Source organism: Streptomyces sp. NPDC001549, from assembly GCF_042894025.1.
Lineage (GTDB): Bacteria > Actinomycetota > Actinomycetes > Streptomycetales > Streptomycetaceae > Streptomyces > Streptomyces kutzneri.
The window spans coordinates 65212-88079 of the sequence record NZ_JBIAVJ010000006.1 but is presented as its reverse complement, the minus strand read 5'-3'; the positions used below and the strand labels follow the sequence as shown (position 1 = coordinate 88079).

Annotated in this window: 21 protein-coding genes, 2 pseudogenes and 1 riboswitch; of the genes and pseudogenes, 13 read left to right on the top strand and 10 right to left on the bottom strand. The window is 73.7% G+C overall.

What is annotated here, in order from left to right; translation table 11 throughout:
- Positions 1-100: 100 nt before the first annotated feature.
- Positions 101-853 (top strand): ferritin-like domain-containing protein, encoded by a 753-nt coding sequence (locus ACFY04_RS12640; RefSeq protein ID WP_389116161.1) that lies wholly within the window; start codon positions 101-103, stop codon positions 851-853.
- Between the two features lie 36 nt (positions 854-889).
- Here the strand turns inward: ACFY04_RS12640 and ACFY04_RS12635 are convergent, their stop codons facing one another.
- Entirely contained in the window at positions 890-1774 is an 885-nt protein-coding gene (locus ACFY04_RS12635) for a helix-turn-helix transcriptional regulator (RefSeq protein WP_389116160.1), read from the bottom strand.
- Positions 1775-1913: 139 nt separating this feature from the next.
- Here ACFY04_RS12635 and ACFY04_RS12630 point away from each other — a divergent pair, with 139 nt between their 5' ends.
- From ACFY04_RS12630 to ACFY04_RS12620, 3 genes are all read left to right on the top strand, one after another.
- A complete protein-coding gene (locus tag ACFY04_RS12630) occupies positions 1914-2693 on the top strand; it encodes an NAD(P)H-dependent oxidoreductase (RefSeq protein ID WP_389116158.1) in 780 nt (259 codons plus the stop codon).
- 162 nt (positions 2694-2855) lie between these two features.
- Positions 2856-3266: a ferrous iron transport protein A gene (locus tag ACFY04_RS12625; RefSeq protein WP_389116156.1), complete on the top strand. Its 411-nt coding sequence runs from the start codon at positions 2856-2858 to the stop codon at positions 3264-3266.
- A 10-nt stretch (positions 3267-3276) separates the two neighbouring features.
- On the top strand, positions 3277-3468 hold the full coding sequence (locus ACFY04_RS12620; protein WP_389116154.1) for a hypothetical protein: 192 nt from the start codon (positions 3277-3279) through the stop codon (positions 3466-3468).
- Here ACFY04_RS12620 and ACFY04_RS12615 read toward each other — a convergent pair.
- The 6 genes from ACFY04_RS12615 to ACFY04_RS12590 are packed head-to-tail and all read right to left on the bottom strand — an operon-like array spanning position 3437 to position 12615.
- Complete coding sequence (locus tag ACFY04_RS12615) at positions 3437-4156, bottom strand: formyltransferase family protein (RefSeq protein ID WP_389116153.1); 720 nt, start codon at positions 4154-4156, stop codon at positions 3437-3439. The genes ACFY04_RS12620 and ACFY04_RS12615 overlap by 32 nt on opposite strands.
- Positions 4153-7512: an amino acid adenylation domain-containing protein gene (locus ACFY04_RS12610; protein WP_389116151.1), complete on the bottom strand. Its 3360-nt coding sequence runs from the start codon at positions 7510-7512 to the stop codon at positions 4153-4155. Before ACFY04_RS12610 ends, ACFY04_RS12615 begins: the two co-directional genes overlap by 4 nt.
- Positions 7509-8654, bottom strand: a complete 1146-nt coding sequence (locus tag ACFY04_RS12605) for an NAD-dependent epimerase/dehydratase family protein (protein WP_389116150.1) — start codon at positions 8652-8654, stop codon at positions 7509-7511. The genes ACFY04_RS12610 and ACFY04_RS12605 overlap by 4 nt, the downstream gene beginning before the upstream one ends.
- Positions 8639-10690, bottom strand: coding sequence for a fatty acid CoA ligase family protein (locus ACFY04_RS12600; RefSeq protein ID WP_389116149.1), 2052 nt, complete (start codon positions 10688-10690; stop codon positions 8639-8641). Before ACFY04_RS12600 ends, ACFY04_RS12605 begins: the two co-directional genes overlap by 16 nt.
- Before the next feature lie 5 nt (positions 10691-10695).
- On the bottom strand, positions 10696-11547 hold the full coding sequence (locus ACFY04_RS12595; RefSeq protein WP_389116148.1) for a hypothetical protein: 852 nt from the start codon (positions 11545-11547) through the stop codon (positions 10696-10698).
- Between the two features lie 9 nt (positions 11548-11556).
- Entirely contained in the window at positions 11557-12615 is a 1059-nt protein-coding gene (locus tag ACFY04_RS12590) for a 3-oxoacyl-ACP synthase III family protein (RefSeq protein ID WP_389116147.1), read from the bottom strand.
- A gap of 387 nt (positions 12616-13002) precedes the next feature.
- Here ACFY04_RS12590 and ACFY04_RS12585 point away from each other — a divergent pair.
- The 8 genes and pseudogenes from ACFY04_RS12585 to ACFY04_RS12550 all read left to right on the top strand — a co-directional run bounded on the left by ACFY04_RS12585 (position 13003) and on the right by ACFY04_RS12550 (position 20073).
- Positions 13003-13075 (top strand): annotated as a pseudogene (locus ACFY04_RS12585).
- A 74-nt stretch (positions 13076-13149) separates the two neighbouring features.
- Entirely contained in the window at positions 13150-14286 is a 1137-nt protein-coding gene (locus ACFY04_RS12580) for a gala protein (protein WP_389116144.1), read from the top strand.
- Positions 14283-15968: an ankyrin repeat domain-containing protein gene (locus tag ACFY04_RS12575; RefSeq protein ID WP_389116143.1), complete on the top strand. Its 1686-nt coding sequence runs from the start codon at positions 14283-14285 to the stop codon at positions 15966-15968. Before ACFY04_RS12580 ends, ACFY04_RS12575 begins: the two co-directional genes overlap by 4 nt.
- A complete protein-coding gene (locus ACFY04_RS12570) occupies positions 15965-17164 on the top strand; it encodes an AAA family ATPase (protein WP_373037649.1) in 1200 nt (399 codons plus the stop codon). Before ACFY04_RS12575 ends, ACFY04_RS12570 begins: the two co-directional genes overlap by 4 nt.
- 12 nt (positions 17165-17176) lie before the next feature.
- Positions 17177-18361, top strand: a complete 1185-nt coding sequence (locus ACFY04_RS12565; protein ID WP_389116140.1) for a VWA-like domain-containing protein — start codon at positions 17177-17179, stop codon at positions 18359-18361.
- A gap of 324 nt (positions 18362-18685) precedes the next feature.
- The gene (locus tag ACFY04_RS12560; protein WP_314245093.1) at positions 18686-18877 is read left to right on the top strand and encodes a hypothetical protein; all 192 of its coding nucleotides are present in this window, start codon (positions 18686-18688) and stop codon (positions 18875-18877) included.
- A 151-nt stretch (positions 18878-19028) separates the two neighbouring features.
- A riboswitch (guanidine-III (ykkC-III) riboswitch) is annotated at positions 19029-19091 on the top strand.
- A gap of 75 nt (positions 19092-19166) precedes the next feature.
- The gene (locus tag ACFY04_RS12555; protein WP_389116137.1) at positions 19167-19637 is read left to right on the top strand and encodes an Ohr family peroxiredoxin; all 471 of its coding nucleotides are present in this window, start codon (positions 19167-19169) and stop codon (positions 19635-19637) included.
- A complete protein-coding gene (locus ACFY04_RS12550) occupies positions 19624-20073 on the top strand; it encodes a hypothetical protein (RefSeq protein ID WP_389116134.1) in 450 nt (149 codons plus the stop codon). The genes ACFY04_RS12555 and ACFY04_RS12550 overlap by 14 nt, the downstream gene beginning before the upstream one ends.
- A gap of 29 nt (positions 20074-20102) precedes the next feature.
- Here the strand turns inward: ACFY04_RS12550 and ACFY04_RS12545 are convergent, their stop codons facing one another.
- A complete protein-coding gene (locus ACFY04_RS12545; RefSeq protein WP_389116132.1) occupies positions 20103-20897 on the bottom strand; it encodes a peptidoglycan recognition family protein in 795 nt (264 codons plus the stop codon).
- A gap of 235 nt (positions 20898-21132) precedes the next feature.
- Positions 21133-21867, bottom strand: a complete 735-nt coding sequence (locus ACFY04_RS12540) for an SDR family oxidoreductase (RefSeq protein ID WP_389116131.1) — start codon at positions 21865-21867, stop codon at positions 21133-21135.
- Positions 21868-21995: 128 nt separating this feature from the next.
- On the opposite strand from ACFY04_RS12540, the pseudogene ACFY04_RS12535 reads away from it, so the two are divergent.
- Positions 21996-22446: pseudogene (locus tag ACFY04_RS12535) on the top strand (transposase); the annotation flags it as partial.
- A 27-nt stretch (positions 22447-22473) separates the two neighbouring features.
- On the opposite strand, the gene ACFY04_RS12530 reads toward ACFY04_RS12535, so the two are convergent.
- Positions 22474-22764 carry a hypothetical protein gene (locus ACFY04_RS12530; RefSeq protein ID WP_389116128.1) on the bottom strand — a complete coding sequence of 97 codons (291 nt, stop codon included), beginning with the start codon at positions 22762-22764 and terminating at the stop codon, positions 22474-22476.
- Positions 22765-22868: the final 104 nt, after the last annotated feature.

Below are 22868 nucleotides of genomic sequence, written 5' to 3'. Positions count from 1 at the left end.
GAACTCCTTCCGGGCGGCCGGCGGTTCCGCGCCGTTCTGTTACGCGGCCATGACATTCCGACACTTTTGAACGCGATCAACAGTCGCTAGATTATTGAACATGATCAAAATCGAGTACGGGGCATGGGTGAGCGAGTTCGAGGCCGAGCGGGAGCGCCGGGCGGCCGTGGGCGACCCCGACTGGGGAAAGGGCGCGCAGGTGCCGGCCGAGATCGTCCGCAGCATCCAGAAGTTCCAGGTCGGCGAGGACGGCGACGGCTCCGCACTCTCCGGCAAGGCCGATCTCGCGGGTGACCCGGTCTACTCCGCGGCGGTCCGGCTCTTCATCGCCGAGGAACAGAACCACGCGCGGATGCTGAAGCTGCTGCTGGCGGCCGGCGGGGCCGACACCCTCGACGGGCACTGGAGCGACGCGGCCTTCGTCCGGGTCCGGCGGCTCCTCGGACTGCGGGTCGAGCTGCTGGTGTTGATGATCGCCGAGGTGGTCGCGCTTGGGTACTACCAGGCTCTGCGCGACGGCGCCGCCGACCCGCTGACCACCGAGGTCGCGGGCCGGATCCTGGCGGACGAGGAGCGGCACGTCCCCTTCCACTGCCTGCGCCTGCGGGAGGGGCTCGCTGGGCTGCCCCGGCCCGCCCGCCGGGCGGTGACGGCCGTGTGGCGCGGACTGCTGGCCGGCGCCGCCACCCTGGTCGCGGTGGACCACGGTCCGGCCTTGCGGACCCTCGGAGTGGGCCGCGGCGCCTTCGTCGCGCAGACCATGCGCTCCTCCGCGTGGATGGCCCGCGCGATGTCGGGCGGCCCGGTTCCCGCACCGGCGCGGGCGGACGCGGACGCGGGCACGGGCGTGTGACCTCGTGGTTGTCCGCCCGATCCGTCCGGGCGGGTCTCACATCGAGGTGCGCGGGGCGGCCGGGGACGGTGTGGACGGCGTGGCCACTGGGTGCAGTGACAACCGCTCGGCACCGCCGTCCGCACCCAGGCCCGCGAGCAGGCGCAGACCGTCCTCGGCGGAGCTGCCCGGGGGCGCGGACAACACCAGTAGCTCCATGCCCGATTCACCCGGTAGCGCGAAGTTCTCCTGGTGCAGTTCCAGCAGTCCGACCAGCGGGTGCCGGTACGCCTTGCGTCCATGGGTGCGGGCGCGCACGTCGGCGCGGGCCCAGAGGCGGCGGAAGCGCTCGCTGGCCATCGCCAGCTCGCCGATGAGCGAGGCCAGGCGGGGGTCGTCCGGGTAGGTGCCGGCGGCCAGGCGCAGGTGTCCGACCACGTCGAGGGTGCAGTGGTCCCAGTCCGCGTAGAGGCCGCGCTCGGCCTCGTCGAGGAAGATGTGGCGGGCGGTGTTCAGGCCCGGCAGCGGCCGGCCGTAGAGGAGTCCGGCGAGGCGGTTCCCGGCGAGCACGTCCAGGCGGTGGTTCATGATCAGCGCGGGTGCGCCGGCGACCAGGTCGAGGACGCGCAGCACCTCCGGCCGGACCTTCCCGCCCGGCGCCTTCGTCCGGCGGCGGCGCTGCCCGGCGAGCCGGCAGAGGTGTTCGCGTTCGGTCTCGTCGAGGCCGAGGACGCCGGCGAGCGCGTCGAGGACCTGCTCGGAGGGCTGGGTCGCGCGGCCCTGCTCCAGGCGCACGTAGTAGTCGACGCTCACACCGGACAGGTGCGCGACCTCCTCGCGGCGCAGCCCTTCCACCCGGCGGCGGCTGTCGGTGGGGATGCCGGCGGCCGCCGGGTCGACCCGGGAGCGCCGGGTCCGCAGGAAGCCCGCAAGATCGTCCATGCCTCCCAGTATGGCCTCGGTGATGCCCCGTGAGGGTGGCCCTGCCGATACCAGGAAGTCCCGTCCGACGGAAGAGGCGCCCCTGAACGCCGGGCGCCGCTGCGTCCAGGATCGAGGCATCCGATCCGAAGGAGTTCCCATGAAGACGCTGATCGTCCACGCCCACCCGGAGCCGCAGTCGCTCAACAGCTCGCTGAAGGACCTCGCGGTGTCCACCTTGGAGGCCGCCGGGCACGAGGTCCTGGTGAGCGATCTGTACGCGATGAACTGGAAGGCGGTCGTGGACGCCGCGGACTACGGCCCCCACGCCTCGAGTCCGCTGAGGGTCGCCCGGGACTCGGGACGGGCCTTCGACGCCGGGACGCTCACCCCGGACGTCCTCGCCGAACAGGAGAAGCTGCTCTGGGCCGACACGGTCATCTTCCAGTTCCCGCTGTGGTGGTACACGATGCCCGCGATCCTCAAGGGCTGGGTGGACCGGGTGTTCACCTGCCGGTTCGCGTACGGCGTCGGCGAGCACAGCGACACCAAGTACGGCGAGCGCTTCGGCGAAGGCACCCTCGCGGGCAGGAAGGCCCTGCTGTCGGTGACCATCGGCGGCCCTGAGTCGCACTACTCCGCTCGCGGGATCAACGGCCCCGTCGAGGACCTGCTGTTCCCGTTCCAGCACGGCATCCTCTATCACCCGGGCATCGAGGTGCTGCCGCCGTTCGTGCTGCACGGCACCGACCGGATGACCGCCGAGGCCTACCCGGACGTCGCCAAGGCCTGGCAGCAGCGCCTGCTCACCCTGGAGTCGACCGAGCCGATCGCGTTCCGGCCGCAGAACTTCGGTGACTACGAGATCCCCTCCCTGCACCTGAAGGAGGGACTGGAGCCTGCGGGCCGCACGGGTTTCGGGCTGCACCTGCGCGGCTGAGATCGCCCGCCGAGCCCCGGGCCATCGGCCGGCAGGCAACTGGTCCACCCGTTGCGGGCTCGGAGCTGGACGCAGCCGGTAGACGCCGGCTCGGGCTGTTCCTTGCCTGAGCGTGTCCCTTAACCCGTGGCTTCGGTGATCCTCCGCGGGCAGGCTGGGCACATGGTTGCATTTTCCTCCGCCTCGACGAACTCAGATGACCGGCGGGCCGTCGAACACATCAGGGGCCGCTCCCTGCCTCAGGAGTGGCCCGCCGCCGCGCTGACTGCGGGCAGTCGGGTCGCTGTCGTCCGTGATCCGCACGGGGGCGGCCGCCCCTGGCGGAACGAGTTCCTGGGCACCATCGACGACATGGGAGCGCCCGAGCTCGTGGGGAGCTCCCCTGCGCGTGCCGGGGAGTTGGCCTACTGGGTCGTCTTCGACGGGCCGCAGTACGACAGCGACGGGGACGGCCCGTACCGCAAGGCCCTGATCTGGGACCGGTATCTGCGGCCCGAGCCCCATCTCCCCGGTTCGGCCTCGACCGGTCCCCGAAGCCGGCAGCCGGTAGCCGGCAGCCGGTCACAGCACTAGCTTCACCCCCATGAATTCATCGGCACAGGTGTACGGCAGAGAGTTTCGTGTGCGCGACCTGGGTCCGGTACTTGCCGCACTGCTCCTCTCCCTCCCGCTGGCCACGGTCGGCACCGGACTGTACGTCTCCGGCACTTCGGCGGTCCGCACCGCCGCATACGCCGCCGAGATCACCCGTCTGAACGCCGCTGAGGAGGTCTGAGCGAGGGCGGGCGGGACAGCGCCCGGCTGACCTCGGGGGCATGTGCGGCGAAGGGACCGAGGTCGGTGGCGCGGGGGTAGGCGGGGTGGTCCCGATAGGTGTCGAGCCGGTCCAGGGCGCGCAGGCCGTAGTACGCGGACGGTTCCGCCGCTGCCGCAGCGCGTGCGGGGCGGGCGGTTCCGGCGGCGACCGCCGGGAGGATCTGCTCGAACAGGGCCTGGCAGGCACGGATACCGCGGAGCATGACCTGGTGGTAGCGGTCCTCGGGCCCGATGGGGAAGCGGTGTTCGGCCAGGACCGGACCGGTGTCGATGCCGGCGTCGACCTCGTGGACGGTGGCGCCGTACTCCGTGTCGCCGTGCAGCACGGCGAACAGGACGGCCACCGAGGGCAGTCCGCGATGCTGCGGCAGCAGTCCGTTGTGGATGTTGAGGATGCGCAGGCCGTCGGCGCGGAGCAGGGGCTCCCGGAAGATCTGCCGGTTGTTGAGGGACCACACGATGCCGTCGGTGCAGGCCCGGGCCAGCGTAGCGGCGTGGGCGTTGACGTCCACCCCCGCGAGGTGGGGCGCATCGGCGGCCGCGGCGTCCAGTGGGTCGGTGGAGCAGACCAGGTCGACCGGGTGACCGCGGGTGGCCGCGTGGGTGACGGCGCGGCGGAGCAGGGCTCCCTCTCCTACGAAGATCATGCGGACGCCTCCTCTCGGGCGGCGGTCAGGTGCTCGCAGACCTGCTCCAGCGTCAGGTTGCGTACGAGGCAGTCGAGACGGCCGGTGAACCGCTGGGCCTGACCGGGGGTCAGCAGGTCCGAGGAGACGGCGGCGAGCATCTCGACGAGGGCCAGGGAATCGCCGCCGAGGGCATGGAACTCGGAGTCCGCCGACAGCAGCGCGCCGTCGACGCCGAGGACCTCCGCCCAGTGGTGCCTGACACGTGCCTCCACGGTGACGGGGGCAGGTGCGGATTCCGATACGGGTACGGGTGCGGGTGCGGGTGCGACCGGCGTGGAGGAGGCGAACGGGTCGGGGAAGGCGTCGAGATCGGCCTTGCCGCTGACCGTGCTGGGCAGGGTGTCGATCACGAGGACATGGGCGGGGACGAGGTACGCCGGGAGTGTCCGGGTGAGCTCGGTCCGCAGGGTGCCGCCCAGGTCCCCGCCCACCGCGGGATCACCGGCGTGCGGCAGTACGTACGCGCAGAGCACGGCCGCCGTGGAGCGCGGGCGGCGCCGGGGCACGACGACGGCGCGGTGCACGGCCGGGTGGGCTTCGAGGGCGGCGACGACCTCGGCGGGGTCGACGCGGTGCCCGGCGATCTTCACCTGCTCGTCGATGCGCCCTGCGAACTCGACCGCGCCGTCGGCCAGTCGGCGTCCGAGGTCACCGGTGCGGTAGGCGCGGACGCCGTCGGGGCCGGCGGTGAAGGGTGAGGGACGGCCGTCGGACGGACCGAGGTAGCCGCGGGCCACCTGGACCCCGCGTACGACGATCTCGCCGGTGCGGCCGGTGTCGCCCGGTCCGCTGCCGATGGTCTCGCCGTCCTCGGTGACGAGGTCGACCCGGGCGTACGGGCCGGGGAGGCCGATCGGGACCGTGGCGCCGCTCTCGCCGCCGTCCACGGTGTGGGCGAGTACGGCGACGGTCGCCTCGGTGGGCCCGTACGCGTTGATCACACGGCAGTCGGCCCCGAAGGCGGCGTGCGCGGACCGTACGGCGGTGGGGGTGAGAGGCTCGCCGCCCAGCAGCAGGGTGCGCAGGCGGTGCGCGGGGCCGCTGCCCGCGGCGCCGCTGCCCGTGCCGCCGAGAAGGGCGAGGTGGGACGGGGTGAGCGCGAGGGTGTCGGCACGGTGCTCGGCGACGAGCTCGCGCAGGGCGGCGGGTGAGGGCGTGCCGGGGGCGAGGACGGCCGTTCCGCCGGCCAGCAGGGGCAGGAAGAGGGGGAAGCACGAGATGTCGAAGGCGTAGGAGGAGGCGAAGCCGAAGCGCGTGCGGCCGGTGACCTGGCAGACGCCGGTCATCCAGCGGACGAATCCCATGAGGCTTCCGTGCTCGATCTGCACGCCCTTGGGACGGCCGGTGGAACCGGAGGTGTGGATGACGTACGCGAGGTCCGCGGGCCGTACGTCCGCGGCGTCCTCCGTCTCCGTGTCCGGGCCGGGAGCCTGTTCGAGGAAGTCCTCCACGGCGAGCAGGGTGCCGGGTACGAAGGGGGCGAGGCCCTCGGCCAGGTGTCGCCCGGTCAGGCAGAGACCGACCCCGGCCCCCAGGAGGATCTCTTTGATCCGTGCGCCGGGATGGCCGGGGTCGAGCGGCACGTAGGCGGCGCCCGCCTTGAGGATGCCCCACAGGGCGCTCACGCCGGCGGACGTGCGGTCGACGACCAGTCCCACCAGGTCCTCGCGTCCTACGCCGCGGCGCCGGAGCCCGGCCGCGACGGTGTCGGAGCGTCGGTCGAGTTCGGCGTACGTGACCACGCCCTCGGGCCCGTCGAGCGCGGGCGCGTCGGGGGTGCGGGCGGCCTGGGCGCGGAAGGCGTCCACGACGGTGAGTTCGGGGACGGCCGGAGCCGGGACGGCCGGAGCCGGGACGGCCGGAGCCGGGACGGCCGGAGCCGGGACGGCCGGAGCCGGGACGGCCGGAGCCGGGACGGCCGGGTCCGGGACGGCCGGGTCCGGGTCCGCCGCCTGCGGTGCGGGGCCCGTGGCCGCCGCGTCCGCCTCGACGGGGAGGTGCGCCGGAGATGCGGTCGCCGGACCCGCCCCCGCCCGGCCCCCGGGGCGGACCTCCGCGGCCGTGCCCTCGGTTTCGAGGCCGGCCAGTGCCGTGTCCAGCAACCGCGCGGCGCGGGCGGCGAGGTCAGGGCCCCCGCCGCGGACGCCGAGCGTGATCTCGGTCGCCGTGCCGCTCTCGGCGGCGACGAGGGAGAGCGGGACCAGTGGGGCGTGCACCGGCAGTGCGTAGGCCGTGGACGCCGTGAAGCCGCCCCCGGAGAACTCCGCCAGGTCCAGGCGGCCGAGGTGCGAGACGACGGCCGACGCGAGGTGCCGGTCGGTACGTGACGCCACGGCCTGGGCGGTGCGCAGCAGTGCGGCGGTCACGGGCCGGGGCAGCGGCGCGAGGGCCGTTTCGAATCCGGCGGCGAGTTCGCGGTCCCCGGCCAGGGCGGTCAGCAGGCGGGTGTGCGCGGCCGTCCAGTCCTCTCCGGGGCGCAGGTCCAGGAACAGCGGCAGGCTCAGGTTGCCCGTGGCCGCGATCCCGGGGCGGTGGCGGCGCAGGTCGACGGGGACCATGACGCGGGTGTCGAGTCCTGCGGCGTCGGTCAGGGCCTGGGCGAGGCGGGCGGTGAGCGCGGGATGGCGGCCGGGCAGGGTGCGGCGCAGCCACAGCGTCCGGAGCGGGCGGCCGCCGGCGTCGGCCGGGCCGAGCGGGGAGCGCCGGGGAGGCGTCGGCGTGGGCCGCCTCCTGGTGCTGCCGAGCCGGCGCAGCAGCCCGGCGTCGGTGTCCGTGCCGAGCGCGGGCCGGGCGGGCTCGCCGCGCAGGGCTCGGAAGACCTCCCGTACCCAGGTCAGGGCGCCGTGACCGTCCATCATGGCGTGCGAGGCGCTGAAGACGACGGTGGTGGCCGCCGTCGCGTCGGCGCCGGGCACGATCAGTACGTCGCAGCCCGGCGGTTCCGTCCGCCGCGACGGCCCGGCGGGCAACGCGAACGTCCCCGGCGCCGAGTCGGCGTACGCACCGGCGCGCGGTACGTCGTACCGCACCTGCGGCGGCGGACCCCCGGCGCTCCACATCGCCCCGGCATGCACGAGCCGTGACCCCGGGCACGACTCGGCGGCCCGTGCCAGGGCTGCCTGGAAGTCCTGGGGGGCGGGTACGCCGTCGCCCTGGACGACGATGCGCAGGGCCATGGCCCCGCGGGCGTCCCCTGCCGACAGGTAGAGGCGTTCGGTGGGCGACACCGGACGCCGGTAGCGGACGTCGGTGCCGACGCCGACACCGGAATCGGTGCCGGTGTCGGCACTGGCATCGACCTGATGGGAGGTCATGACTTCGTGTTCCCTTGTTCGGTGTGGTCGGGTGCGGGGCGGGCCGGTGCGGCGGTGCCGGTGGAGGCGGCCGGGCCGGCGGTCCAGGCGGCGACGCCGCCCACCTCGTTCACCCACTCCCCCAGTGCTCGCAGCCCGTCGGCCTGGGTGCGCGGAGCCGCGTAGCCGAGGTCGTGGCGGGCGGCAGCGGTGTCGTACGTCGCCGAGCGGGTCAGCAGCGCCATCATGTAGCGGCTCAGGGGCGGAGCCGCGTCCGTACCTCCTCCTCCGCCGCCCGCGGACCGGTGGCGCAGGTGCCAGCCCGTCTCGACCGCCGCGGCCAGCCCGCGGCCGAGGACGAGCGGGATGCGCGGGGCGGGCGGCGGGCAGTCGAAGAGGGCGCCGACCCGGGCCAGGAACGGCCACAGGTCCGTCTCCTCGCGGTCCACGACGAAGTAGGCCTTGCCGCCGACCCGCCCGGCGGGGGCGAGCGCGGCCCGCAGGCAGGCGTCCACGGCGTTGTCGACGTGGCAGAGCGACACCAGGACCCGTTTGCCGCCCGACAGGTCGGGCAGCCGCCCCGCGCGCATGGCCTCGACCATGCGCGGCAGGAATCCGGCGTGGTCGCGCGGCCCCCAGATGCCGCGCGGCCGTATGGCGCAGGTGGTGAACTCCGGGCCGTCGGCCGCTCGTACGTACTGTTCGGCGATCGCCTTCGTCTCGGAGTAGAGGTTGAACCACCGATCCGGGTACGGGGTGCTCTCGTCGATGCCGAGCCGGTCGCCCTCCCGTACCCGCATCAGCGCGCTCGGGCTGGAGACGAACACGAACCGCCGTGCCCCCGCCGACCGCGCCGCCGCCAGCAGCCGCTGCGTGCCGGTGACGTTGGCGGCCTCGAACTGCGCGCGGCTGCCGTGGTCGACGACCCGTGCCGCGCTGTGCAGGACCGCCTCGCAGCCTTCTGCCGCCCGCCCGAGCGAATCGCCGTCGGTGAGGTCGCCGGTGACGACCTCGACGCCGGGCAGGAAGCCCAGTTGTGCGGCGTCCCTGCCGGGGCGCACCAGGGCGCGGACCTGATGGCCCTGGCGCAGGGCACCGTCGACCAGGTGCCCGCCCAGGAATCCGGATGCTCCGGTGACCAGGATCTTCACAGTGCCCGCCACCAGGTCGCGCCGTAGAGCATGGTGCGCCCGACCACCGAGGCGGTCCCGTGTCCGGCCTCCCGGCCGCGCGGCAGCGCGAGCGGGATCTGCGCGGCGTGCACGCCGATGCTGAGGAAGGCGTCGATCCACCACAGCCACCGCAGCACCGGGAGGTCGGGGACGTCCCCGGTCGCGGCCCACACCGCCCCGCCGACGAGGTACGCCCATCCGGCGAGCGGTACGATCCGGGCCGCCCGCCGGCCCGCGGACGACGCGGGCCGGGCCTGCTGCCGCTCGGCCCAGCGGGCCAGCTCCTCGCGGCCGATCTTGGCGTTGTGCCGGATGTCCACCGGGAAGCCGGGGTGGCGCAGGAAGTCCTGGAGGCCGGTGGTCGGGGCGTACTCCTCGGCCATCGTGCGCAGCTCGGCGACCAGGTTCGTCCACGCGCCTTCGTCGAGCGCTGCCCCGTCCGGCCCGGGCTCGGTCTCCACGCAGACGACGGGCCGTTGCGCGCCGGCCGGCCCGATGCCGACCAGGGCGGTACGCCGGACCAGCGGATGGGCGTTGAAGACTCCCTCGCAGCGCACGGTGTGCAGGTCCCGGTGGCTGGTGCGGACCCGCTGGGCGGAACGCCCGCAGAACCACAGCCGTCCTTCGGCGTCGAGGTGGCCGAGGTCGCCGGTCCGGTGCCAGATGCGGGGCGCTTCGCCGTCGGGGCGTTCCTCGGTCGCCTTGTGCGCGGCGTCGGACCGGGGAGCCCGGTGGTAGCGCCGGCTGACGGAGTCGCCGTGGACCAGGATCTCGCCGACGCGCCCGGCCGGCAGGCCGGTTGCGGAGTCGAAGCGGGCGAGCGGGCCGTCGGTGACGGGGGCGATCGCCACGCGGGTGCCGGGGACGGGCCGGCCGACGCAGGTCCCTTCGCCCGCGGCGGCACCGGCCGCGGTACCGCCGCCTGCGCGACCGGTGTCGGCCTCGTCGTCGCCGAGGATCTCGGCCGCCTCGATCGAGGTGATCGGCAGTACCTCCGTGGCCCCGTAGGTCACATGGATCCGCGCCTTCTCGTCGAGGACGGAGCGCAGCGCGGCCACGACCGCGTCGGGCACTGGGGCCCCGCCGGAGACGACGCAGTGCAGGTCGGGCAGCGGGTGGCGGCCGCGGGCGGCGCCGGTGAGGTGCCCGGCCAGGTTCCGCAGCAGGGCGGGCGAGGCGAACATCGTGGTGACGCGGAATCGTTCCAGCGCGTCGACGAGCAGCGCCGGGTCCGCCTGGGCGACCCGGGCGGGCGCGAGCGGCGCCAGGACCAGGGTGGATCCGTAGACCAGGTCGAGCACCCCGTAGAAGGGCAGCGTGACCAGGGAGACGTCGTCGCGGGTGCGGCCGTGGACGGCTTCTATCTGGCGGGCGATGGACAGCGCCATGCGGTGGGTGTACTCGACTCCCTTGGCGGGGCCCGTGCTTCCGGTGGTGAAGCCGATCATCAGCAGGTCGTCCCCGCCGGCCGGCGCGGCCGTGTCCGCGTCCGCGTACTTCCCGGTCGCGGGGGTGGCGCGCAGCGCGTTCAGCGTGTGGCCGCGGCCGAGCCGGCGCCGGCCCAGGGTGACGGGCACGCGTACCCCGGCGAAGGTACGGCGGCCCAGGACGCGCACGAGCTGGGCGAGGGGCGGCCCGATGAACGCCTCGGCGCCCACGGCCCGGTAGCAGTGCAGCATGCGCCGTACGCCCATGCCGGGATCCACGACGACGGGCACGGCCCCGACCCGGAACAGCGCGAAGCAGAGGGCGAACAGCTCCGGCCCGGGTGGGGCCATCAGCACCGTCCTGGTGCCCCGGGTGATCCCGGCGCGCCGGAATCCGCGGGCCAGCTCCTCGACGGTCTCCTGCAACTCGCCGTAGGTGAGGGTGGCGTAGCTGCCGGGGCCACGGCCGTCGGGGTGGATGACGGCGGGCTTGCCGGGAAAGGCGCGGGCGTTCCGCTCCAGCCATCCGGCCACGCTGTCCGTGTCGGTGGCCGGCTGCTCCACTGCGGGGCCGCCGCCGGTCGGTTTCGTCTGCGGCACGGGACTCACCACCCCTCGGGCCGGTAGAGGGCACACGCCGCGCTGGGGCCGGCGCCGACCGACACGAACAGGAACTGGTCGTGGTCGTCGTGGCGTACGCCGTCCAGCGCCCGGAGGTAGCCGAGGACCGGCGCCGCGGTGTGCGGCTCGCCCTTCACCCCGGTGCCGTCGGCGGTCGCGGACGGGCCGATCACCAGCGTCCGGTCGAGGTCGATGCCGGTCTCCTGCGCGTAGTCGGCGGCGGCACTCGCCGCGAACTCGCCCAGCCGCTGCGCGTGGTCCGGCTCGCGCCGGACGGTGATCGTGGTCCGCCCGTGCCGGCCCATGGTGTCGGTGTCGAGGTAGCCCTCGACGTCGGTGGGCCGGTCGGCGGTGTAGTGGCGTACCGGCCCGAATCCGGCGTGGGGGTCGGCACTGCGCTCCAGCAGGAGGGCGCCGGCCAGGTCCGCGTACGGGTAGCCGGGGTCGCGGTCCGCGTCTCCGCCGGGGTGCACGTCGGCAGCGGTGATCAGGAGCCGCTCGGTGCTTCCCGTCTCCAGCAGGGCCTGGCCGGCCTGGACGGCGTTGAGTACGCCGCAGGCTCCGTTCATCAGGTCGAAGGAGAAGCCGGCGGCCGGTTCGGGGTCGGCGATGTAGTCGAGGTTGATGCCGACCTCCTTCTGGACCAGGGCCGACATGGCCGGTTCGAAGGTGTTGTGTTCGCGGTAGACGCCGACGTTGATGAGGACGCCGATCGAGGATGCCGGCACCCGTGCCTGCGCCAGGGCGCCGCGGGCGGCGCGGCCCGCGAGGTCCACGACGGAGGCCGGGGCGGACGCCGTGTCGGGCAGGGCGGTTGCGGCTGCGGTGATGACCATGCCCATGGCTCAGACCCCCACGTTCGTCAGCGTCGCGGACAGGGCACCGGTGACCACGCCGGAGGCGGCCGGCACCAGCAGGTACTTGGCCCCGGGGCGGGCGCTGCCCGCTCTGAGGTGCTCGCACAGCGTCAGGAAGTGCGAGGTCGTGGCGGTGTTTCCGTACCGCTCGACCACGGAGAGGGAGTCGGGCATGGGGGCGGCGAACTCGGCCTCGGCCGTCTGGTTGACGTAGTCGATGAAGCGGGTGCCGACCTGGTGCTGGATGACGTAGTCGAACTCCTCACCGGCGAACGCCCGCCCCTGCTTGGCCAGGAAGTCCCCGTGGAAGCGCGGCCACAGCTTGAGCCGGTCGCGGTTGTGCATCTTCTTGTTGTCCGTGTAGAGGGAGATGCCCGGGTTGCGGTCGCTGGGCATGCCCATGCACAGGTGGGAGTACTCGGAGCAGGTCATCAGCTCGATGTAGTGGATGCGGTCGGCGGAGTCGGCGGAGACGTCCAGGACGACCGCGGCCGCCGAGTCCCCGACGGAGAGCGAGGCGAACTGCGGGTCGTAGGAGTCGGCCATCTCGCGTGCGGCGGTCTGCGCGACGCGGGTCGCCTGCTCGCCGCTGACGACCAGGCCGCGCCGCACGGCACCGGAGCGGATCATCCGGTCGAGCAGCCACACGCCGGTCATCATTCCGGCGCAGGCGTTGGAGACGTCGAAGTGGATGGCGGAGCGGGCGCCGAGCTCCCCGGCCAGCATCGCGGCGAAGGACGGCTCGAAGGTGAAGCGACTGCCGTCCTTGAAGCGGGTGATCGAGGCGGAGATGACGATGTCGAGGTCGGCCGCCCGGTAGCGGGAGGACTCCAGCGCGTCCCGGGCGGCGGACAGGGCCATCCCGAACGAGTCCTCGCCGGCCGCCGGTTCGGGGTCGTACACGCGCCGCTCGGTGATCCCGGTGATCTTCTCGATGTCCACCTCCCCCAGCCCCGGGACCAGGGCGGCGAGTTGAGGTGTGGTCTGGACCGTGGCCGGAAGGCAGAGGCCTAAGGCTTCTATTCGGCTGTATGCGGTGGTGCTCATGTGTGTGGCTCTCCGTAGCGGTCCGCCCAGGGCATGGGAGTGCCAAGGCGGTGGTTGACAGAGGGATTCAAAGGGCGTCCGGGGAATAACGGACAGTCAAGTTACCGTAGCGTACGGAGATGTCGACGATGTGTCAGGGCTTCGCAAATCAGGAATATATGGTCGAATATCGGCCACTCGCTGCCAGTTGTCGCCGCTCGCCGCCGCCGCGACACCAAGCAGAATCCGAGCGTCCGCCCCTCTCGGCGGCACTCACGCCCTCGAAAACCTGTCCGGAACCGCTCGGTCCACCTCGCGGGGTGTGACGGCCACCACGAGCACGTGCGGACCAACCAGCCAAACTGGTGATCGATTTCCGGCCGCAGAGTGGGTATGATCGCCGGCAGCAAGGCCGTAGCGCAGAGGTCGTCGCGCCCACGCATCGAGCTGGAGGACGTCGGTTCGAATCCGACCGGTCTTGCGTCTACTTCCGCAGTTCTCCCTTCAAGTCGTGATGGCCGCCGGGCACCGGCGAATGAAACCGGTGGAGTGGTGATGACACAGCCGACACCCGTACGGTGCCCCGCGATCGAGCACCCCGACCTGCCTCCGGCCGACCCGGCCCGCCTCGACCCGCTGCTCGCCCGGCTCGCCACGGACCGGCCCGTCGAGACCGACGAGACCTTCCCGCTCGGCACCCTGCGCACCGACGGCCGCATCGACCTCTGCAAGCAGGGGCTCGGCCCGGCCGGCGCGGCCCGCCTGCTGCCGGCCGCCACCGCCTCCGCGCACGCCAGGCACCTGCTCCTCGGCACCAATGCCATCGGCGACGCGGGCGCCGGCACCCTGGCCGAGGCCCTCACGGGCGACCACGGGCTGCACACCCTCTACCTCGGCTGCAACCGGATCGGCCCCGACGGGGTGGACTCCCTCGCCGGCGCCCTCGGCGACGACACGACCGTCCGCGCCCTGTGGCTCAAGCGCAACCCGCTCTTCGGGGACGGCGCCCGCACCGTGGCCGCGCTGCTGCGCCGCAACACCGTCCTGCGCACCCTCGACCTGGTCAACACCGGAATCGGCGCCGACGGCGTACGCCTCCTGCTCTACGCCCTGCTGGAGCGCGAGCAGCCCCTGGAACGGCTCTTCCTCGGCGGCAACGGCCTCGGCCCGGACGCCGCCCCGCTGCTGGCCGCCCTGATACGGGAGGCCGGGGTGCGCGAGCTGTACGTCCCCGCCAACCACCTCGGCGACGAGGGCGCCGCGGCCCTCGCCTCCGCCGCGGCCGACTCCGCCCACCCGGTCCGTCTCGGGCTCGGCGGCAACGGCATCGGCGCCGCCGGAGCGCGTAGCCTGGCCGCCTCCCTCGGCGGCATCGAAGCGCTCGACCTCGGGCGGACCATGTCGGAGCGCAGCCTCGGGTCCCCCGGCAACGACCCCGGCGACGAAGGGGCGTACGCCCTGGCCGCGGCCCTCCCCGGCAGCCCCCTGCGCCGGCTGGAGCTGCGCCACACAGGCCTCACCGGGCGCGGTGCGAAGAACCTGCTCGCGGCGGTGCCCGCCGACAGCCCGCTGGAGTACGTCGGCCTGGGTCCCGGCCTGCCCCGTCGTGTGAAGCGCTCGTTCACCGAACGGCTCCGTCCCGCCCGGGCGGCCCACCCGGACCTGCGCGCCATCGGCAGTGTGTACCGGTGAGCGTGGAGAACGCCGAACTGCGCGGCGGCCTGCGGCCGGAGGACCACTCGGCGTGGCAGCGGATCCGCCGCCACGCCGTGCCCGGCTGGATGATCGAGCAGGCCACCGCGCACCGGCTGGCCGGTGACTGGCGGGCGGCCTGCGCGGCCGCCGCCGTGGACGTCGGCTTCGAGCTGCCCGAGCTCGCGGCCCGCTACGGCGCCGCCGTGGCCGAGGCGGTGGCGGAGGACCTGCGGCACCTCGCCCCGGACCTGCTGCGCTGGCACCTGCCGCGGCTCCTGGGCGGCCGCACCACCATCGCCCCCGCGCTGAGGATCCTGCTCGCCTCCTACGGTGGCCCCGGTGGGCCGGTCCTGTCGGTCACCACGCCCGTCATGACCGAGGGCTCGCAGCGGCTGCGCCTGCACTGCGCACCGGTCGTCGCCAAGAAGCGGAACCCGTACACGGGGCACGGCTTCGTGCCGGAGCACTGGACCGCGGTCCGGCCGTTCTGGGACGCCCGGTACGCGTCCGAGCTGGGCGTGCGCTTCGCCGCCCCGGACGGCCTCGCCGAGCGGATCGCCCCGCTGCGGGCCCGGGAGGACGTGGTCGGGGTCTATGAGGCGGCCGGCATCGCGTGCGATCTGGCCGTCCCCGCTCCGCAGCCGTACCAGCGCCCGGCGGACCCGAAGGCCCTCCTCGCGGGGATGCCCGTCGACCTCACGCGGCTCGTGCCGGAAGTGGCGCGGCTCGTGGCGGCCGGAGCAGGAGGCCGCTACCGGATCGCTGCCAACTGGCGCTCCTCCCTCCTGCTCGAACACACCGGATCCGACGGGCTCCGGGCCCGCGTCATCGAACAGGCCGAGGCACTCGCCGTCCCTGCCCTGCCCCGGTACGCCTGGCAGCGGCTCCCCGATCTCGAACTGGTCCGGACCGGCCTGGTCTCCCCGCGCCAGCTGCACCCCATGGTGGCCGCCGCGCTGTTCCCCGGCGCCGGACCGGCCGTGGGTCCGCCCGGCCCCGACACGGGCAGGCCGGTGCGGGTGCGCTGCCGCGGCGGGTGGCACGAGGTGCGCTCGCGAGGCGGCGTACTCGACGTGCCGCACACCCCCGAGGAGCAGCGACGGGAGCGTGCGATGCGGGCGTTCGGCGGCGCGGTCTCGGGGTGCTTCGCCGTGCAGCAGACCTGGACCACGGGCGAGGGACGGCTGCCGCGCGCCCTCCAGGCCCAGCGGCACGAGCTCTTCCTGCGCGTCCAGCACGGGGACACCCCGGGCGTGGTGGCGCTGCTGGACGCCGGTGTGGACCCGCGGATCCGCGACGCCCGCGGCCGCGGGCTGCTGCACGCACTCCACCTGCTCGACTACGACGTGCTGCTGCCCCGGCTGCTGGCGGCCGGACTCGACCTGGAGGCACGGGACAAGACGGAACGCACCCCGCTGCTGTCCGCCGTGCACTGGGGCGGTTCGGCGGACCTGGTCCGGGCCCTGCTGGCGGCGGGCTCCCGGGTCGACGTCATCGACGAGATGGAACTGTCGCTGTCCCAGGAGATCCGCCGCTACCGGCGCACCGACCTCACCTTCCTGCGGGACCGCGTCGACGAGGAGTTCCCCGGGAACGGCGCCGACTGGTTCGACGAACACATGGAGTACCGCGAGGAAGACCAGGACGACGAGGACGAGGAAGAGGACGACGACGCATGAGTGCGACCCAGCCCCGGCCCGCCCGAGCCCTGGCCGCCGCCGACGCCCTGGGTGCCCGGCTGAGCGCCACCCGCACCGAGCCCGCCACCAACCCCCAACTGGAGGCACTGGCACTGGCCGTGACGGCCAACCAGCCCGTCCTCCTGTGGGGCGAGCCGGGCATCGGCAAGTCCGCCGGCATGGAGCAGCTCGCCACCGCGCTCGGCGTGCGGCTGGAGACCGTCATCGCCAGCGTCCACGAGCCCTCCGACTTCGCGGGGCTGCCCATCGTCGGCGAGGACCCGGCCACCACGGGTGTCCCGATGGCCCCGCCGGACTGGGCGGTACGCCTCGCCCGCACCGGCCACGGGCTGCTGTTCTTCGACGAGCTGTCCTCCGCCCCGCCGGCCGTGCAGGCGGCCCTGCTGCGCGTGGTCCTGGAACGCCGGGTCGGAAGCCTCGAACTGCCGCCGGCGGTACGGATCGTCGCCGCGGCCAATCCGCCCGCCAGCGCCGCGGACGGCTGGCACCTCAGCCCGCCGCTCGCGAACCGCTTCGTCCACCTCGACTGGACGCACAACCCGCGCACCGTGGCCCGCGGCATGGCCGGCACCTGGCCCGAGGTGGCCATCCCGGCCGTCGATCCCGCCAAGGCCTCCGGTTCGGTCGCCCGGGCCCGCGGCGCCGTCTCCGGCTTCCTCACCGCCCGGCCGGGCCTGGTCCACCACATGCCGGCCGAGGCCGCCGGACGGGGCCGCGGCTGGCCCTCCCCGCGGACCTGGGAGATGGCCCTGCGGCTGCTGGCCACGGGGTACGCGGCCTCGACGGGCCGGGAGGCCCTGGCCACCGCGCTCACCGGCGCCGTGGGCGAAGCCGCCGGGATCGAGCTGCTCTCCTACCTCGAACACCTCGACCTGCCCGACCCGGACCGGGTGCTGGCCGACCCTGACGCCTTCGCCCTGCCGGAGCGCGGCGACCGGCAGCTGGCCTTCCTCATCGCCGTGGTCGCGGCCGTGCAGAGCGAGCTCACCCGACCCCGGTGGGAGGCGGGCTGGGCGGTCCTCGCCAAGGCTGTGGACGCGGGCGTGCCCGACGTCGCCGCCCGCGCCGCCGCCGACCTCGCCGCGATGCGCGACCTCGACTGGCCGGTGCCCGCCGGCATCGACGCCTTCGTGGAACTGCTCCAGCTGTCCGGCTCGCTGCCGGGCGGCAACTGAGCCCGGTCCGCCGTGCGTCCGGAGCTGGACCGCGCGAAGCTGCTGGCAGCCCGTTACAAGGCCGCCGAGACCCGTCCGTACCTCGCTTCCGCGCTGTACGCCCTGACCGTCGTCCCCTCGGCCGGGGTGCGCACCATGGGCGTCGACCGGCACTGGCGCTGCTACGTCTCACCCGCCTTCGTCGAGGCGACCCCGGTCGCCGAGCTGGCCGGCGTGTGGGTCCACGAGGTGGCGCACCTGCTGCGCGACCACCACGGCCGGGCCGAGCGCCTGCCCGCCGCCGACCAGGGCGACCCGGTCCGGGTCAACATCGCCCAGGACTGCGAGATCAACGACGACCTGCTGGCCGACGGGCTGGTGCTGCCCGAGGGCCGGATGGAGCCCAGGCTCTACGGCCTGCCCGCGGGCGGCCTGTTCGAGACCTACCTGCCGGCGATTCCCCCGACGCCCCACGGGCCGGACTGCGGTTCCGGCGCGCACGGCACGCCCGGGCCCTGGGAGCTGGGCGAGGACGGCGGCCCCGCCCGGGTCGGCCCGGTGGAGGCCGAGGCCCTGCGCCGGCAGACCGCCGAGGCCGTACGGGCCCACCGGCGCACCCGGGGCCGGGTCCCCGAGGGCTGGGCCCGGTGGGCCGAGGAGCTTCTGGAGCCCTCCGTCGACTGGCGCCAGGCTCTGGCGGGAGCGGTCCGCGAGGCCGCCGCGTGGGCGGCCGGCGCGGTGGACTACACGTACCGCCGCCCCTCGCGCCGGACGCCCGCGCTCGGCGGCCGGGTGGTGCTGCCCAGTCTGCGCAGGCCGCTGCCGCGGGTGGCCGTCGTCATCGACACCTCGGGATCGATGGGCCCGGACGAGCTCGCGGCCGCCCTAGCCGAAGTCACCGGCGTCCTGCGGGAGGTCGGCGTCGGCGGGAACCGGGTCGCCGTCCTCGCATGCGACGCAGACGTGCATGCCGTGACCCGGGTGCGCAGTGCCGGCGAGGTGACCCTGGCCGGTGGCGGGGGCACGGACATGCGGGTCGGCATCGGCGCGGCCCTGGCCCTGCCCGACCGGCCGAACGTCGTGATCGTGCTGACCGACGGGTACACGCCGTGGCCGGACGAGACACCGTCCTGCCGGCTGATCGCCGCACTGATCGGCAACACCCCGCCCGCACCCCCGTCCTGGGTGGAGACGGTACGCGTCGACCTGACCACGTGATCGCGGCCGCGCGCGTCAGGAACACACGCACCAGGGCAGATCGGACGATCGGGAACGGCAGCGGAAAGTTCGCCGCCACCAAGTGGCGTGTCTCCGGCGGGCTTTGCCGGTGCGGCACCGGCGGGGAAAGCCCCGGTCCCCTGTCGGTGGCAGGCGGGTGCCGCTCGTGCCGCGCCAATGCCCGTACGCACGCCTGATGTTGCCGGATCGGCATGGCCGGCGCGGCCCTCGACGACACCTCTTGTCACCCTCTGTGTTTAACAGCCCGCTAATCGGTAACAAAATGTAGTGACAGGCAGTCAATACTCGACGAAAGGCAGGACCATGAACCTCGTCAACGTGCTCATCCTCGTCGCGGTCCTCGCACTTGTCGGCCTTCTGATCGCGGCCCCCAGCGCCACCGTGCGGCGCAACCCGTTCCCGGGCCGCCGGCAGCGAGCCGACCACCGCCGCTCGGGTGCGCCCCGGTCGACCCGGGTACCCGGTCAGCGGGGCATCCAGCACCACGCGCCCTGACCCGGGCCCGTGCCCGCCCCGGCCGCCCGGCGCGGACCGCGGCCGCACACCCCCGTCCTCAGGCCGGCGTCCGGCGGCCGGGTCGGTGGGGGGTGAGGTACTTCACCGCGGGGTGGTGCCCCCGGATCGCGGAGCGCGTTTGCTAGATTGTCCGGCGGCCGGTCCACGGCCCCGGACGAGATGCGCCGTACCCGGTTACGCACGACGACGCGCGAGGTGCCGCACGAGCGGCGCCGTCCGCTGTCCGCACCCGGGCAGCGTCCTCGTCGAGCAAGATGGGCCGTACGTCATGACCGTGCCACTCACCCGCAGCCTGTACCGGACGACCGCGCACGCCGCGGGGGGACGTACCGGATCCGTCCGCACGGACGACGGACGCCTGGACGTCCGCCTCGCCCCGCCGCGCAAGAAGGTGCCCGGCACCACCAACCCCGAGCAGCTGTTCGCGGCCGGTTTCGCCGCCTGCTTCACCTCCGCGCTCGCGGAGGTCGCCGCCGGGTTCGGGGCGGATGCCTCCACCGCGCGCGTGGCCTGCGAGGTCCAGCTCGGCACCACGGACACGCCCGCCGGCTACGGCCTCGCGGTGGCGCTCACCGTCAGCCTGCCCGGGTGGCGGGCGGCGGACCTCCAGCCCCTGCTGCACCGGGCGGACGCGGTCTGCCCGTACTCGCAGGCCGTACGCGGCAACGTACCGCTGACGCTCCTGGCCGTGGACGAGCCGGCCGAGGCCGCCGAGGCCGCCGCCGATGACCGCGCCTGAGCCGGGGCCGGCCGGCCACGTCCCGGACGGCCCCGGAGTCCCGGTGCCCGAGCGCGGTGCCTGGCTGCGGCGCGGCATCAGCCGCAACGGCGGACCCCTCGTCGAGGACCGCGAAGTGGTGTGGCTGCAGGCCGGTTCGTACTACGCCGACAGCCGGGGCTTCGCCGGTACGACGTCCTTCGACGGCTCCCAGGTGCACTTCCACCACCTCACGGGCGAGCCCGGCGAAGACGCCGGCACCCTCCGGTGGGACGGTGCGAACCTCGTCGAGCGGGGCACCAATCCGGACGGCAGCACCTTCCTGGAGGTCTGGACGCCGCTGCCCGCCGCCGACGGCGCCTGCGGCTCGTGGTCCGGCCCGGACCACCACGTGGTGCGCGTCGGCCGCCACGTGGTGCATGTCGATTCCCGTGCCGGTGCGTACTGGCGGCTGTAGCCCGGGCAGCCCGGGGCGACGGCGCGCCGTCAGGGCAGGAGACCCGCCGGGAGGTATTCCGCGTACTCCGAGGCCGGCCGGCCGGTGGCCTGGCGGACCAGGTCCTCGATGGGGTCGGACGCCTCCTCCGGCGCGGGCGTGCCGAGGCGGTCGGCGACGTCCTTGCGGAGGGTCGGGAGCAGGGCGTAGAGGTGGTCGCCGGGGCAGGCGGTCGCGTTGAAGTCGCGGTGGCCGTAGATTTCCGACGCGGGCAGTCCGTACTGGTCGCAGATGTGGGCGCACAGGTCGGCCAGGGCCGCGAACTGGGCCGCCGGCGGGTCCTGCGAGGTGTACGTCCCCTCGTTCTCGATGCCGATCGACACGGTGTTCTGGCCGACGCAGTGTGCCGCCCGCACCTGGCGGGTGCCGGTGCGCAGCTCCGCGAGGCTTTTGTGGCGTCCCTCCAGCACGAAGGCCCCGCGGCTGACGGTGAAGTGCTGACCCGTGTCGATCCAGCCCTGCGCGTCCATGTGGTACGTCTGGATCGCGCGGGCGAGGGCGAAGGCGCGCTGCTTCGTGTAGTCCGTCACGTTCGCCGTCGCCGTGTGGTGGACGATGATCCGCTCCGGGCGGTTGTCCAGGACGACGACGTCTTCGGACGCCGCCCGCGCACCCCAGGCGGCACAGCCGATGATGTCCGGGGTGGCGGCGGCGTACGCCCGCCCCGCCGCGGCGAGCGGCAGTGCCGTGGCGGCCGCCAGGGCGAAGGCTCCGGTGAGGACCGACCGGCGGGTGTACGGGGCCGCGGCGCGCGCGGGGGGCTGATGCAGTGCGGAGAAGGTCATGCGGCGCCATTGAAGGGGACTCCACCTCCACCGGTCGCGCAGACACACCGCGCAACCCCCCGGACGTACCACCGCCGGTGACCCTGCCGGGAGCCTTCGCCGGCGCCGGATCCCGGGCGAGGACGGCGGTCACCCGGAGCCAGTACGGGCGCCTACGGAGTCCCGCACCGCATGGCAACGAACCACAGGCCCCCCGCACGCGGCAGGTCCTCGCCTTTCCACTCGGTCCGTGTGGTCACTGCGCACTCGCAGCAGGGCGTACGACGATCTCGTTGACGTCGACCTCGGCCGGCTGGGCAACGGCGTAGGCAATGGCTTCGGCGATGGCGGACGCCGGCAGCGCCACGGCGCGATAGGCCTTCATGGCCTCGCGCGCGGCGGGATCGGAAATCCCTTCGGCCAGCTCCGACTCGGTCACGCCCGGGGAGACCAGAGTGACCCGGACGGAGCCGTCCGACTCCTGGCGCAGCCCTTCGGACAGGGCACGGACGGCGAACTTGGTGGCGCAGTAGACAGCTGCGGTGGGCGACACCTCGTAAGCGCCGACGGAGGCGACGTTCACGAAGTGCCCGCCGCCCTGGGCGCGCATCACCGGCAGGGCGGCGGCGATCCCGTGCAGCACACCCCGCACGTTCACGTCGATCATCCGGTCCCACTCGGCCACCTTCAGCGCGTCCAGCGGCGAGAGCGGCATCACCCCGGCGTTGTTGACCATGACGTCCATTCGGCCGTAGTGCTCCCGGGCGGCGGCCACGAAGGCCTGTACATCGGCAGCGTCGGTGACATCCAGCCGCCGGAAGGCCGCCGTACCACCTGCCTCGTTGATCTCCCGGCTGAGCGCATCGAGCCGATCGCTGCGGCGCGCGCCCAGAAGCAACTGGTGGCCATCGGCAGCGAGCCGCCGAGCCGTCGCCTCCCCGATCCCGCTGCTGGCTCCCGTAATGGCCACGACCTTGGCTTCGTTCCTCATACCTGCCCTACTCCTCGCTCGAAGCGGATGACTCCGCCCGACCGAGTCTGGACAAGCCGCGGCCGACCGACCAGGACGCACCGCACCCTGGCAGCACGCCTCCCCATCCTTTAGGGGATGTCTTTTCGATGCTCCAGGCCGCACAGGCGAAGGCCGATGCTGCAGGAGACATCGAGTGGCTGGTGTCGGTCGACTCCACCATCGCCCGCGCCCGCCAGCACGCGGACGGTGCCCGAGAAGGGGGCGCCGAAGCCCGGCCCTGGGCCGGTCCAGAGGCGGACTGACCAGCAAGATCCACCTCGCCTGCGACGGGGCCGGCCGCCCGCTCGCGTTCGTGCTGACCGGCGGGAACACGAACGACTGCACCCAGTTCACGGCCTTGATGGACGCAATACGGGTCCCCGAATCGAGCCGGGCCGACCTCGTATCAGGCCCGACCACGTCATCGGCGACAAGGGCTACAGCTCGAAGGTCATCCGCACCTGGCTCAGGCGCCGCGCCATCGCCACCAGGTACGACAAGACCGCGCAGTCCTACCAAGCAGCCGTCACCCTCGCATCGCTCCTGATGTGGGCCTGACACTTTGACGAGAACTCCTAGGCGGGTTCACATCTGGGGCCAGGGGTCGCAGGCCAGGATGCATTCGCCGTGCCACCATCCGCAGCAGTCGTGGCCGCGGGTGGGGTCTCGGTCGACGTATTCGGTGATGACGCGGCCGTCTTCGATGCGGGAGACGCCTACTTGCTTCCCGAAGTCGATCTTCAGGCCGTCGAGTTCCATCCTCATGCACTTGATCGCGTACTTGTCGGCTGCTTCGGGGTACTGGTCGAACAGCTTGTTGAGTGCGTCGAAGAACTCGGGGTCGCTTTGCGGCCCGCAGGCCAGCTTGGTGGTCATGGCAACGCTCCACAGCGGTGACTGCCCCGAGTCCCCCAGGCGAGTACGTTGAACCCCGCTCTCATCGTCTCGCGGGCGTCAGGCCGGCGCCACCCGGGTTGCCG